The organism is Paenibacillus peoriae KCTC 3763 (assembly GCF_000236805.1).
Lineage (GTDB): Bacteria > Bacillota > Bacilli > Paenibacillales > Paenibacillaceae > Paenibacillus > Paenibacillus peoriae.
On sequence record NZ_AGFX01000021.1, the window covers coordinates 1 to 12,637 of the forward strand.

Below are 12,637 nucleotides of genomic sequence, written 5' to 3' on the forward strand. Positions count from 1 at the left end.
TTGCACATGTTGCCATACCTTCACATTCGGCTGTCCATTTGCGTGGCGTTGCTGTCGCAGCGAATCCGTTACATAGGCATCCTGTTCGCGGTGTGTAGGCAGATACAACTCCACCTGTTCCCCGATCTCAGGCATATCGTACCAGCCACTATGTTCTTCGGCTACATATCTTGTCGCCACGGGAAACCAGCAGGCTTTGGCAGGATCTTGCTTCGGATCGATATCCAGTTGAAGCTGTACGAAATCCTGTTGTACCTTGAGCACCGTTCCTATCAGCGAAATCCCGGTGGCCTGATCGTTTTCATAACGGGCATAGCGAATATTCTGTTCCGCTTGGAGATCATAACGGGTACGCAGTAAGCCATCCTCTAACCGTGTCACTGCCCGAACGACGACCAACTCTTTGCCTTGTCCAATGGGTAACGTGATAAGGTCACCTAGAGCGTAGTATTGCAGACTTTCAATCATATAGGTGACATACGAGTCAGCACGTTGTTCTCCGGGCTTTTCCGCATCCAACTCATGAAACGTTTTTCGTACCCTGTAAAACACATCCCGTTCCACTTTGTGCTGCTTGCCTTCTGGCATCCCGAAGAAAACTTTGGGTGAGGCTGCGGTTACCTCTGGCACAAGTACGGAGCCAAAGCGGGAAGCAAGACGCTTTAAAAATGCCCAATCGGTCTCCTCATATTGTAAAACAAAAGTGTCCAGTTTGGCATAGTTGCTTACAGTATCAATGGCATCACCATACTCATATTTCCGCACCATCGCAGTGACCAGATCATCATAAGTGCGGTGAATATCTTGATAGGAGCGTCTTTTCGCCTTGATATCCATCTGGTACGAATGGGAAGCGGCCTCCAGTTCAAATGTATATACGCCTCGCACACATTGTACGGACATACTCGTTACAACCCCATGGAACAGCCTTCTCAGCGATTGTCCCTGATCATCTAGCTGACGAATGACAATCGGCTCCTGCTCCATATTTTGACCGATACAGGATGCTCCCTGTTCTTCGGAGAGCACACCACTGATATGTAAATAGGCATGATCGTTGATGGTACGTGTTATTTGAAGTTGTTCAATATGTTGTGGCTGAAAGGGGCCATAAAAGCGTAGGCTTTCATAGCTGATCCCGTCTGATAAGTGGCTCAAGTGAATTCATGACTCCTTTCTAGATGTGATGGCTGTTTTCCCAATATAAGCACGTCATTTTTAATCCGGTTCTGGTAATTGAATACGGATGGGTGCTTTGGCTCAAGATCAATATGTATCATTGAGTTTGTAGGGTACAAAAGGATGCGATGTGATATTTAATAAACAACCCAGCATATGTATTTATCGGTTAAAAGAGAAATTTAGTTTACAGAATGCCCCATTGAAAGCGGTATTTACAATGTGTATTTTTGGAAGGGAGAGGAGTAGGAGTAGGAGTAGGAGTAGTCTACTTGCAACCGTGAATTTGTGAAAAGCTCAGATCATGATGCCGTTTTAATCAAGTTGGTGGTACATAGTAATCAATATAGTTCAAATGTAGCTCATGAGATCGATAGAATTAAGAGGAGAGAGGGGCTTTTAAAACTAAGGTTGTTGCGAGGAGGAGTATTTTTTATTATAATAGGTAAAAAATATAACAAGAAGAAATATATCCCTTACAATATCTCGACACACGTGGAGTGCGTGGTAGTAATATATTGAGATGAGAAGCATTGAATGCACGAGGGTTAAGAGCAACTCAAATATGTTCCTGTATTCAAAAAAATGCTTTAGGGTTGAGTGCGGGAACATATTTTATTTACTGAGCTACGTGATACTGAATCTGTTATATAGATTATCTTATAAATTAGCTTTTTAGAATGACGGATTGTCAAGCTAAGTGCGACACCTTGTCCATGAAGGCTTAGCCTATATCTTTGGTTAATCTCCGTAAGATAATTCTTATAACAGTAAGCTTTTACTAAAATTAAATTGATTAGCCTATACAATTAGCTATGATTTTACATAATTATGTAGGTCTGAAGAATCTATTTAATGTAGAATATTTAAATGTTTTGTCGAAATAACAATATATAGTGTTAACATGTGATACCATAAAAATGTAAAAATAATCAAAAAGAAAAGGAGTGTTAAAATTTCATGAAGATTGTTACTAATAGAAAGTGGGTAAAAGGTTTAATTTCTTTGGTCGTATTATCTATGTTTGTTACCTTAGGTCTTTCGTCAGGATTGGTTGCTACTGCAGCTGAAAGTCAAGAGCCTGAAATGGAAAAATACCAAAGTGTTTCTCAGGATTCTATTCAAAAAATTCTAAATGACATAGAGAATATTCCAGATGAAGTCCTAAATTCTAATGATGCAACGACTATTAATAATTATTTTAAAAGTGTAGGTAGCCAGGTAAGAGTGACAGATTCCGACAATTATGAAGAGCTGGCAACTGACTCAAAGGTAATTAAACCTGCTGGAGCTTGGGAATGTGGATTGGCTATTGCGGGTTTAGTTGTGACTACTGCTGTACCAATCGCTAAGATCGTAAAGATAGGTAAATTAGTTAAAAGTTTGGGTGGTGCTGTTGAAGCCGCTAAGTTAATATGGGGAGCTTCGTTTGCAAGTGAGAAGTGGAAAGCTTTAGGGGGAGCAGCTAAAGATTTAGTTGCTGAATTGGCAGGAATCACAGCTGTTAGCAAAGCTTGCTTTTAAGGAAATATTAGGATAAATTTATAGGGAGGTTTATCCTTAGTCGTAACTTGGCATTTCTTTATGATTATAAGAGCACTTTGGACAAGCTGGGGTAATTTGTTCCCCTTGCTCCATAAGTGCTTTATTCTTTTAAGAGCTAATAATTAGTTTTGATGAAAATAGGAGGAACCTCATGGACAACTCAATGTATTTAATAATATTCTTACTGTTAGCACTTATATTCTCTGTCACTACAAATTATTATAATTCAAGGAAATTAAACTCATTAGAGGAAGCACTTTATGAGTCATATAGAAATAACGATGAAGTTAAATCTTTTATTGAAGAGGCTTTAACGGAGGCATCAGAAGTAGAAGCAATAAAAAGAGTCAGAACTAAGTATGGTTTATCTATTGGAAATGCAAAAAAAATAATTGATTTTTATAGAAGAAGCGACTGATATAAGGGATTTCGCAAAAAAATTACTTGGAATTCATCTGTGAGCAACTGAATCTAAAAAATCTGGATATAGGTAGCTGTTGCTTCAAAGTAAAATGTTCAAAGGAAACTATAGAATCGAATATTCGTAGTCATGCTAGATTCAGGATAATTAGGCCTTTGGTATTATTCAAGGGCTTTTTTTGTTCCATATATCCCCATGAAAATGCTATAGTGTAAGAAATAAAGAAGAATTATGCAATATTTAGTAGGAGAATGGTTGGCTGTTGATTCGATTATTTAAGAGGACAAAAATGGAAAAAAGAAGATTCGCATTGAAAAGGTGAAAAGGTATCAGCCTCCCCCAATCCGACAGCGATGATCTTCTACTTAAAGAACCGTGCACCTAACGAGTGGAATGATCGCCGTGAGCTGCCGGTGAATACGAAAGCACTGAAACAGGTATGTGATTGATGGTAACGTCTATAAACTGCTGCCGGATGATTTGTTCCAAGTGGCTATTGAGAAGTTAAAGCTTTCTTCTGCAGATAAGCTTGGTTTTGAGGTGAATCAGGCACGTGCATTCCAAGGGACAGAAACATGAACGTATTATTAGCTTGGAGCTGGAAGTGAAGAAGGGTCATATTCTATTCAATGCAGATGACCTCAGGTACAATCATCAAGTGAAGGATTACAATCGAGACTGTACATACGACGATGCGCCAGATAGTCTATATGGGACTGTTCAATTGATTCAGTCAGTCAAGAGTCCGAAATTTTATGATCGTAGTTTGTTATTTTGAGGGTTTTGTTAAAAAAATATGTATTGAATCACTCGTTAAGCAAATGGACAGTTACCTTCAATAACCATAAAGATTGGATGCCAATGATTAGCATTTGCTGTTGCCATTCGTTTATGACCTCAGGATCTTTCCCTTTTTTAAACCTTTAGATAGGCAGGTGCATAGAATGAAAATAAACAATGAAATGCTGAGAGGAGAATGAATATTGTACCGTAATTCATGCTATCCATATCAATGGCATACTCCAATGCATGACTATTGGAATAACATCCGTTGGAGTAATAATTGGAATGGTCATTATTGTAATGGGGTCAACACGAACGGGTATCCTTATAAATTAACAGATTATGGGCAAAGACCATTTGTAGTGAATATTGACCAAGCTACTAAGCAAAATCATACTTACCGCACCGCTTTGTGGACAGGGAAACATCTTCAAGTAACCCTGATGAGTATTAATGTTGGAGATGATATTGGTTTAGAAGTTCATCCCACAACAGATCAATTCATACGTATTGAAGAAGGTCAGGGACTTGTTCAGATGGGTGAAAATAAAGATAATTTGAGTTTTCAAGCAATGGCCTGTGGCGGCTATGCAATTATGATACCTGCTGGAACATGGCACAATGTTACCAATACGGGGAATATCCCGCTTAAAATATACGCCATCTATGCTCCGCCTGAGCATCCATATGGTACGGTTCATGTAACAAAAGCGGATGCCATGTCTGCTGAATAAAGCCCATATTATTAATGGATCAAGTAAATGAGGTTGGAATGAATCACTAACGGTGAACGTTAATTCAATAAGGAACTACCTTAGTAAAGGTGGTTCTTTTATTTATTTAAGCAACAATTACATAGCCCATTTTGAAAGGATTCGATGAGATGCAAATTACCGAACAAATCATATTAGATTGTCTAAATGAACTCTAATCGATTCTTTATCCAATATTCCTAAAATATCGAGTTGTTTTACGAGGCTGAGTTGGAAGGGGAAGCTAATACATATGGGGAATGGGCTATTATAGCTTGTTCCCTTTTTTCGCGATAGTGATTATATAGATGCTACTTCTTAGGAAAAAGAAGGAATTACATTCAAATTTGTTGAATTAAACCTGATAAGAAAAATCAACAAGTTCAGCAGCATGAAAAGGGGAAGCTAGATGATCTGGAATATAAGAAATCTTGTCACATTTGTATTTGTCATTGTCATGTGGATGATTGTGGATCGTTTACACATCAATAATGCGTTAGCTTTTGTAATTATTTTTATCCTGGTGTTCCTGGTACTATATGTCCCTATCCTTTTTTCTGTATTGTGGGATTCTAATTTGAAGAGAATTGAAAAGTTTTTAATGTCGCATAAGAGTAAGCCAGAATACCATCTATTTTATGCTCTAGCCCATGAAATCGATGAAGAAGTAGAAGACTCAATTCGACTATTGCTCCAAAAATATAAGGGAATCCACAAGCAAGCGTTACATAAAACCGTTTTTGCTTTCTATAAAAAAGAAATTCTGACGGTTAAAGAAGAAATCGAATTGATCAAACCACTGGCATATAAAAATTACTATCGAGCTATTGTGTGTATGGAAGAAGGAAGTAATGCGGAAGCTCTCAAAATCATTCACGAGATTCCAACACCTTGGATGAAAAACGCGCTTCTTTCCGAATTGGAGTTGAAATCAAATCATTATGCAGAAGCAACTGAACTGGCACAACAGGCCTTACATCAATCTAAAGGTTTACAAAAGTATGTGTTATTTAAAACGTATCAACGGAAATTTCCTGAAATGAAGCTGTTAAGGCGAGATAACCTTAAAGTATATCTGTGGTGAGATTATTTTAGGACTGACTGTATTACTTGATGGTGCATTCTCACTCTTATTTAGGCTGGGGATTTTTGTTTTAAGGGAGGAATTAAATTGTTAAATGATTCTGAAAGAGAAGGACTATTTAAGGCCATTTTTGAAAGGAGAGATATTCGCTCATTTAATGGAAAACCCATATCCAAAGATAAGTTAAACAACATATTAATGGCTGGTCATCATGCACCTTCCGTTGGTTTTATGCAACCTTGGGATTTTATTGTAATTGACTCTCAAGAGGTTAAAGAACGATTGGCGCATGCATGCCATAAAGAAATACAGGCCTTGTCCATACACTATGAAGATGAAAAAAAGGCAAGATTTCTCTCGTTAAAATTAGAGGGTATAAGGGAAGCACCTATAACGATCTGTATTACATGTGATCCCACAAGAGGTGGCGGACATGTAATTGGGCGAAATTCTATTCCTGAAACAGATATTATGTCCGTCGCCTGTTGCATTCAAAATATGTGGTTGGCGTCTTATGCAGAAGGAATAGCTATGGGGTGGGTTAGTTTTTACAAGAAAACAGACGTACGCGAAATACTAAATATTCCGCCACATATTGACCCTATTGCTTTGATCTCATTAGGATATACGGATTTTTATCCTACAAAACCACTCTTGGAGCAAGTAAATTGGGAGAGACGTCGAAATCTAAATAACCTAATACACCATAATGCTTGGGAATGATTTGAAATACAATTGAATCTTCCCTTTAGATATGATGCTAACGGAAATGATAGTGCAATAAGAACTACCTTATTAAAGGTGGTTCTTTATTTATCTAGGCTCTATAGCTGACCTTATAATACAAACGGACAGGGTAGTTCAACAAGATTTAGAATGCGTCAAGATTATTGCATCGTTATTTGGGTGATAAACGTCTTCATTGCAGTACTGAGATAGGAGGTTTTGCGATAAACCAGACCAATCTTCCGCGTAGGAGCAGGATCTCTGAGGCGGATTTTGGTGATGGCAGGTTGGTTAACTGTTTGGAGATAGGATCGTGGCAGCACGGCTGCGCCAACACCTGTTATCGCGATTTGCAGCAGTGATTCCAGAGTGGAGAGCTCCAGGATCGGCTTGGCGTGGAAGCCAGCGTGCTCACAATACTGGTCAAAGAACTGACGTACGAGAAACTTGGGCTGGAGCATAGCAAAGGGATGTGCCTGAAGCTCTGCGAGGGGGACTGCATCTGCTCCAGCGAGCGGGTGCCCTGCTGCGACGACCAACTGCAGTTCGTCCTCGAACAGCTCAATGCTCTCAAGTTGCTCGTGATCCAGCGGTAGATAGACAATACCGAGATCAATCCGATTGGTTAGCAGTTCCTTCTTAACTTCTTCGGTCGCCAGTTCCTGGACTGACAGTTCAATCTCCGGATATTGCCGGTGAAACGCGGCGATGGCAGGCAGAAGTAAATGATTGCCCGCACAGCCGATCCGCAGGCAGCCTCGCTTCATGCCTCGCAGTTCTTCGATGGCAGCCCGAGCTTGATCTAATTCGTGAAAGGCGTTTAACGCGTGACTTCGCAAAATGTGCCCAGCCTCGGACAAATAGACCTTCTTGCCAATGCGGGTAAACAATGGCATGCCTAGCTGGTGCTCTAGCAGCTGGATTTGGTGGCTGAGCGTTGGCTGGCTGATCGACAGTCGTTCAGCTGCCCGCGTAAAATGAAGCTCCTCGCAGACCATTAAAAAATAGGTCAATAACCGATGTTCCATTTAGGTTGTCACCGTCCGATCATAGATATTATCTATGATCTTAATATGAAAATCGACATTGATCAATCGTTCGGTTTTTTTTACAGTGGAGTAAGCATACAAGAGGAGGAAACATATCATGCTCGAAACAGTACTCACGATCACTTCGATGAAGACGCCCAACGAAGCTCATGCCTTTAAAACTCTTAACGAGGAATGGATCACTCACTTCTTCACGATCGAAAAGGAGGATCGGGTCATCCTTGATAATCCGGTGGAGAATATCGTGAACAGAGGAGGAGATGTGCTCATCGCGCGTGCTGGAGATTCGATCGTCGGATGCGTTGCACTCGTGCCGAGCGGAGCTGGCGTGTTCGAGCTATCGAAGATGAGCGTTGCACCCGAGTCGCGGGGACGCGGATACGGACGGAAAATCATCGATGCCGCCATCGACCGCGCACGCGAGCTTGGTGCAACATCGCTCTTTTTGGGCAGTAGCACCAAGCTACCGAACGCCGTTCATCTTTACGAATCGGTTGGATTCAAGCATGTTCCTGTTGAGCGAATCGGACCTATGCCATATGTAAGAGCGGATGTGTTTATGGAGTTGGAACTAAAACGTGCAGATTTCCTGTAAACATTCAATTGCTGTTCTATCAGCGATTAATACGGAACTGTTCATTTTATCAGGATGATATTGATTTGTTTTAATATTAAGTTTAAATTGTAGTAATAAGATATCAAGGAGGCGGTCCCAATGGTAAGCATGAATAAACGGACAGTTTATAGAAGGATAGCGCCTACTCGTCCTTAAACTGCGTGTTTCCTTCTTGATGAGGCAACCACAACTAACATGCAATAATATAAAATTACTAAAATGAATGACTTCTCCAATCATCAAATGGCTCAAATTCGAATGTTAGAGCAACAGTGTAAGGAATTCGACGGATCAAGCTTGAGAGTGGGCCTAGAAAGCCTTAAGGAAAACGGTGGAGATCAACTTTAAACCTCTACCAGTCGATAGGGTTTGAGATTTCTGCTGAGTCTCATTATTATGTGACCACTCTTAATAGGATGTTGTGAGCGTCGAAGTGCTGCTATACTCCTGTATAACGTTATTTTAATAATCAGAAATGAAAAGGCAACCGGATGATTCGGCTGCCTTTTCTCGCTAAGGAACAGAATCGTATGGTGAAAAGTGGATAATAAATGGACAGAAGTAGAGACTAAAAGGGGATACCCGGGATACCACAACATAAGAAGGAGATATTATGACGGAGAAAAAGGAAATAGCAGCTAAAACAGAAATAGCAGATAAAACAGGATGGAACTTCGACAATAGTTATTCTCGTCTGCCGGAATCATTATTTACAAGGCTCAGCCTAAACCCTGTTCGCTCGCCAAAGCTGATCATTTTTAATCATCCGTTGGCAGTATCACTGGGGTTAAACGGTCAGGCGCTGCAGCAAAATGATGGCGTAGCAGTGCTGGGCGGCAACCGGGCTCCCGAAGGTGCTGCGCCCCTTGCCCAAGCCTACGCAGGCCATCAATTTGGGCATTTTAACATGTTGGGAGACGGTCGTGCTTTGCTGCTTGGCGAACAGATTACTCCCTCGGGGGAGCGATTTGATATTCAGCTCAAGGGCTCAGGCAGAACGCCATACTCCCGCGGTGGTGATGGTCGGGCGGCACTTGGGCCGATGCTCCGCGAATACATCATTAGTGAAGCGATGCATGCGTTAGGTATTGCTACCACCCGCAGTTTGGCGGTGGTAACCACGGGTGAGTCGATCATCCGGGAAACCGAGCAGCCCGGTGCCATTCTGACTCGTGTGGCTGCCAGTCATCTTCGCGTCGGCACCTTTCAATACGTCGCAGCATGGGGTACTAGCCAAAATCTTCGGCTCCTGGCTGATTACACATTGGAAAGGCATTATCCGGAAGTTGTCGCTGACGAAAACCGCTACCTTTCCCTGCTTCAGGCAGTGATCCAACGTCAGGCCGAGCTGATTGCCAAATGGCAGCTTATTGGTTTTATTCACGGGGTGATGAACACCGACAACATGACCCTTAGCGGAGAAACGATCGATTATGGTCCTTGCGCATTTATGGATACCTATGACCCTGAGACGGTATTTAGTTCCATTGACATTCAGGGCCGCTACGCTTATGCCAATCAGCCGCATATTGCCGCATGGAATCTCGCAAGATTTGCGGAGACCCTCTTGCCGCTGCTGCATGACAACAGGGAGCAGGCTGTCAAACTGGCCGAGGATGCGATTTCAGATTTTGCAAAAATGTTTCAACATCATTGGCTCGCGGGAATGAGAGCGAAGCTTGGGATCTTTAACAAAGAGCTGCAGGACGAATCCCTAATTGAAGACCTTCTTGGCATGATGCAGAAGTATCGTGCGGACTACACCAATACCTTCCGTGCCTTAACTTTGGATAAGCCCGAGGATACGGTCCTGTACAACACTGCGGAATTTACCCAGTGGCATGAGCAATGGCAGGCGAGACTGGGCAGGCAGGAGGAATCACAAGCCTCCTCGCGTCAGCTAATGCGCAGCAACAATCCCGCCATCATCCCGCGCAACCACAGGGTAGAAGAAGCGCTGGAGGCTGCGGTGGAACGAGAAGACTACCGTGTGATGGAGGAGCTTCTTGAAGTTCTTTCAAACCCGTATGCCTACTCTGAGGAGCAGGAGATTTACGCTACATTGCCTGAGGGGTCCAACTGCACATACCGAACCTTTTGCGGTACCTGATGTGAAGTGAGCCATTTGAAGATAACCTATTTCATGCGTTGGTGAAGAAGATAGCCGTTCTCTCACCAGCGCATTTTGTTTTTATCCGAGGGTTTTGCAGAATCCAGCTTCTGAAAAAGTGGGTAGGTGCAACAACCGTTAATCCAGCTCCTGACCGTCATTTTCGATTTGAATATGTCCGCAATACAGACACTGATGAGTGCAGTTTTGCGTTAGAGCGGGCTGGCCTTCGATTCTCATGTCGCTTTTCCCGTTTAGCCAAGGCATCGTCAGGACAGGAATGCACGGGGCCTTTTTCACCCCATAGATATCAACCATCTGACTGGCTTGTACAGCCGGATTAAGTGGACTGGAGCAATTGCCAAAAGATTTGATGTTTACTCCTGGCACGTAGTCTCCAATATTCATCTGCGCTTTATTTTTGACATACACCCCATGGCTAAAAGGGCGCTTCAAACGGGTAGGCTGTGTACCGTAGCTGCAGCTTAAAATCGCACCTGCCACGACGTAGCTTTTTTTCGCGCCTGTTCCAGGCTGTACACTTGCTTCTTCCATCCTGTTATTCCTCCTTTGTGGCCATTTCTATTTTTTGCACTCGAACTCCTGTAAATGGACGGCGCAGCAAGCTTTCCGCCACTGCGAGATCAATAAAGATATGAACTTCCATCAAACCGGCAATCCGAAATATAGATGAGTCGATTTTTCCGTGTCTAAGTACCAAATGCTTTAGGGTATGGTCTGGGTACCACTCAGTTTGTACGGAAAGACAATCCACCACCGGAGGACGCAGTACCCAGTACACGTCCTGTTTGGCTTGCTGAAAATCGGTAAGAATAGCTGCCTTCCATTCCAATCCCGGCATATATTTTTCCAACAGTGCTTTCATCGAATCTGAAACCAGCGGCAAAGGATACTCCAGAAAATCCGGATATACGGTTCGAGAATCTGTATGTACAGCTAAAAACAAGGGAGTGTCCTCCGTCTGCATATTTTTATTGTTATCCGAAAGGATATCCTCCACCTGCAATGGAGACAGAGAAGCAGGCTCCACCCGATGCTTGACGCGTTCATCCACCATGAGTCGAAAATATCTCATTGTATCCGGTCTCCTTTACTTACTGGAGCTGTTATCTGTGTAGCCTTAAGACAAGGATGGGACGTTTCTTCAACAGCGAGACCAATAGCTTCGCTTCGTTGTTTCTCCGTAAAGCTTACCCGGTTGACCTTTGCCCCTGTAAAATCGGCTCTTACTAAGCAAGCGTCTGTGAAGGAAGCACCCGTTATATCGGCTCCTACAAAGCAGGCGTCTGTCAGATCCGCTCCGATAAATGAAGCCTTTTGCAGCGAGCTGTCCTGGAAAATAGCCCCCTGAAGCTGAGCATGCTGAAAGCTGGCTCCCTGTAAACTCGCTCCTGTAAAATTTACTCCATCCCATCCTAATGGCTCCCAATCTAGCCAAGCTTCTGAACTACCATATTTGCCATTCCCTGAAACGGCGTCCAGTACAGCCTTTTGCAGGGAACAACCGCTAAAATCGGCTCCGTGAAGCAGGCTGTACGAAAAGTCGGTTTCATCCAGCTGAGCCTCTTGCCACACGGTTCCTACTAGAGTGCAGCTATGTAATCGACTATGTTCCATCCTGATTTGGCGAAAGGCTGTATAGCGAAAATCCAGGGAACTGTAATCTCCACCGGATAGATTGACTTGAGTCAGCGCTTGGTAGCTGTAGGCCCCTTCTTCTTTTTCCTCCAGCCAAGACTTGATTACGCTCGCATCCATTGGTTTGCGATCTTCGCGGTACACAGACACGCTGTGATCCATATACTCGCCGACCCGAATTTCAAAAACTTCTTCACGATCCAGCACCTGAAACTCTGGTAAAGCAACGGCTTGTTTCATAGCCTGCCGTATCAGACTAACGATCATCGTATGAAGATATCCCGCTGCTTCCAGCATGATCTGTTCCAATTCTAGTTCGGACAGAGATACCTGCTGCTTCAAGGCTTCGGCCAAAAGCTGTTCACGTAGATGAGTCCAATAGGAAAAGACCCAGCCTGCATCGTACTCCAACGCAATGGGCTCAGCATCCAGCATCCATAAGGCGTCCGTAGCTTCGACGAGATAAACAGGCTTTTGCTCAAGCCATGTGGTGCGCAGCATGGAATAGGTGATGTAGCCAATATGGCCTTTAAGGCCTTCTTGCTGCTTTTGCCGAGCGAACTGACAAAAGGTGCGAAAATGTTCTACTATATGCTGGAGTCGGGATTCTTGTGTGACTGTACATTTCAACGCCCATTCTTGGCGAATGAGGGACCATGCCTGAAGCAGAGTCGCTTGTTGCTGACTTGACACATCTGTTTGCTTTTCCATTT

The 12,637-nt window shown here is 42.9% G+C and carries 12 protein-coding genes; 7 read left to right on the plus strand and 5 right to left on the minus strand.

What is annotated here, in order from left to right; all coding sequences use genetic code 11:
* On the minus strand, positions 1-1,158 hold a 1,158-nt coding region (locus KQI_RS0113780), incomplete at its 3' end, for a contractile injection system protein, VgrG/Pvc8 family (protein WP_010347367.1).
* 981 nt (positions 1,159-2,139) lie between these two features.
* Here KQI_RS0113780 and KQI_RS0113785 point away from each other — a divergent pair.
* The 5 genes from KQI_RS0113785 to bluB all read left to right on the plus strand — a co-directional run bounded on the left by KQI_RS0113785 (position 2,140) and on the right by bluB (position 6,487).
* On the plus strand, positions 2,140-2,703 hold the full coding sequence (locus KQI_RS0113785) for a hypothetical protein (protein ID WP_010347368.1): 564 nt from the start codon (positions 2,140-2,142) through the stop codon (positions 2,701-2,703).
* Positions 2,704-2,875: 172 nt separating this feature from the next.
* The gene (locus tag KQI_RS0113790) at positions 2,876-3,142 is read left to right on the plus strand and encodes a hypothetical protein (RefSeq protein ID WP_010347369.1); all 267 of its coding nucleotides are present in this window, start codon (positions 2,876-2,878) and stop codon (positions 3,140-3,142) included.
* A 986-nt stretch (positions 3,143-4,128) separates the two neighbouring features.
* A complete protein-coding gene (locus KQI_RS0113800) occupies positions 4,129-4,662 on the plus strand; it encodes a cupin domain-containing protein (protein WP_010347372.1) in 534 nt (177 codons plus the stop codon).
* A gap of 427 nt (positions 4,663-5,089) precedes the next feature.
* Positions 5,090-5,764 (plus strand): hypothetical protein, encoded by a 675-nt coding sequence (locus KQI_RS0113805; protein WP_010347373.1) that lies wholly within the window; start codon positions 5,090-5,092, stop codon positions 5,762-5,764.
* A gap of 87 nt (positions 5,765-5,851) precedes the next feature.
* Entirely contained in the window at positions 5,852-6,487 is a 636-nt protein-coding gene (bluB, locus tag KQI_RS0113810; RefSeq protein ID WP_010347374.1) for a 5,6-dimethylbenzimidazole synthase, read from the plus strand.
* 164 nt (positions 6,488-6,651) lie between these two features.
* On the opposite strand, the gene KQI_RS0113815 is transcribed toward bluB, so the two are convergent.
* Positions 6,652-7,518: a LysR family transcriptional regulator gene (locus KQI_RS0113815; RefSeq protein WP_010347375.1), complete on the minus strand. Its 867-nt coding sequence runs from the start codon at positions 7,516-7,518 to the stop codon at positions 6,652-6,654.
* 148 nt (positions 7,519-7,666) lie between these two features.
* On the opposite strand from KQI_RS0113815, the gene KQI_RS0113820 reads away from it, so the two are divergent.
* Together KQI_RS0113820 and KQI_RS0113825 are read left to right on the plus strand one after the other, a co-directional pair.
* Positions 7,667-8,134 (plus strand): GNAT family N-acetyltransferase, encoded by a 468-nt coding sequence (locus tag KQI_RS0113820; protein WP_241763915.1) that lies wholly within the window; start codon positions 7,667-7,669, stop codon positions 8,132-8,134.
* A 634-nt stretch (positions 8,135-8,768) separates the two neighbouring features.
* Positions 8,769-10,265 carry a protein adenylyltransferase SelO gene (locus KQI_RS0113825; RefSeq protein WP_010347377.1) on the plus strand — a complete coding sequence of 499 codons (1,497 nt, stop codon included), beginning with the start codon at positions 8,769-8,771 and terminating at the stop codon, positions 10,263-10,265.
* 138 nt (positions 10,266-10,403) lie between these two features.
* Here KQI_RS0113825 and KQI_RS0113830 read toward each other — a convergent pair whose 3' ends face one another.
* The 3 genes from KQI_RS0113830 to KQI_RS0113840 are packed head-to-tail and all read right to left on the minus strand — an operon-like array spanning position 10,404 to position 12,635.
* Positions 10,404-10,820, minus strand: coding sequence for a DUF4280 domain-containing protein (locus KQI_RS0113830; RefSeq protein WP_010347378.1), 417 nt, complete (start codon positions 10,818-10,820; stop codon positions 10,404-10,406).
* Between the two features lie 4 nt (positions 10,821-10,824).
* A complete protein-coding gene (locus KQI_RS0113835; protein WP_010347379.1) occupies positions 10,825-11,361 on the minus strand; it encodes a hypothetical protein in 537 nt (178 codons plus the stop codon).
* Positions 11,358-12,635 carry a pentapeptide repeat-containing protein gene (locus KQI_RS0113840; RefSeq protein WP_010347380.1) on the minus strand — a complete coding sequence of 426 codons (1,278 nt, stop codon included), beginning with the start codon at positions 12,633-12,635 and terminating at the stop codon, positions 11,358-11,360. Before KQI_RS0113840 ends, KQI_RS0113835 begins: the two co-directional genes overlap by 4 nt.
* Positions 12,636-12,637 lie beyond the last annotated feature (2 nt).

What these genes read in the sequence shown, in the direction of transcription:
- KQI_RS0113785 (WP_010347368.1), top strand. Translation starts at nt 2,140, where the DNA reads ATGAAGATTGTTACTAATAGAAAGTGGGTAAAAGGTTTAATTTCTTTG.
- KQI_RS0113790 (WP_010347369.1), top strand. Translation starts at nt 2,876, where the DNA reads ATGGACAACTCAATGTATTTAATAATATTCTTACTGTTAGCACTTATA.
- KQI_RS0113805 (WP_010347373.1), top strand. Translation starts at nt 5,090, where the DNA reads ATGATCTGGAATATAAGAAATCTTGTCACATTTGTATTTGTCATTGTC.
- KQI_RS0113815 (WP_010347375.1), bottom strand. Translation starts at nt 7,518, where the DNA reads ATGGAACATCGGTTATTGACCTATTTTTTAATGGTCTGCGAGGAGCTT.
- KQI_RS0113820 (WP_241763915.1), top strand. Translation starts at nt 7,667, where the DNA reads ATGAAGACGCCCAACGAAGCTCATGCCTTTAAAACTCTTAACGAGGAA.
- KQI_RS0113825 (WP_010347377.1), top strand. Translation starts at nt 8,769, where the DNA reads ATGACGGAGAAAAAGGAAATAGCAGCTAAAACAGAAATAGCAGATAAA.
- KQI_RS0113830 (WP_010347378.1), bottom strand. Translation starts at nt 10,820, where the DNA reads ATGGAAGAAGCAAGTGTACAGCCTGGAACAGGCGCGAAAAAAAGCTAC.
- KQI_RS0113835 (WP_010347379.1), bottom strand. Translation starts at nt 11,361, where the DNA reads ATGAGATATTTTCGACTCATGGTGGATGAACGCGTCAAGCATCGGGTG.
- KQI_RS0113840 (WP_010347380.1), bottom strand. Translation starts at nt 12,635, where the DNA reads ATGGAAAAGCAAACAGATGTGTCAAGTCAGCAACAAGCGACTCTGCTT.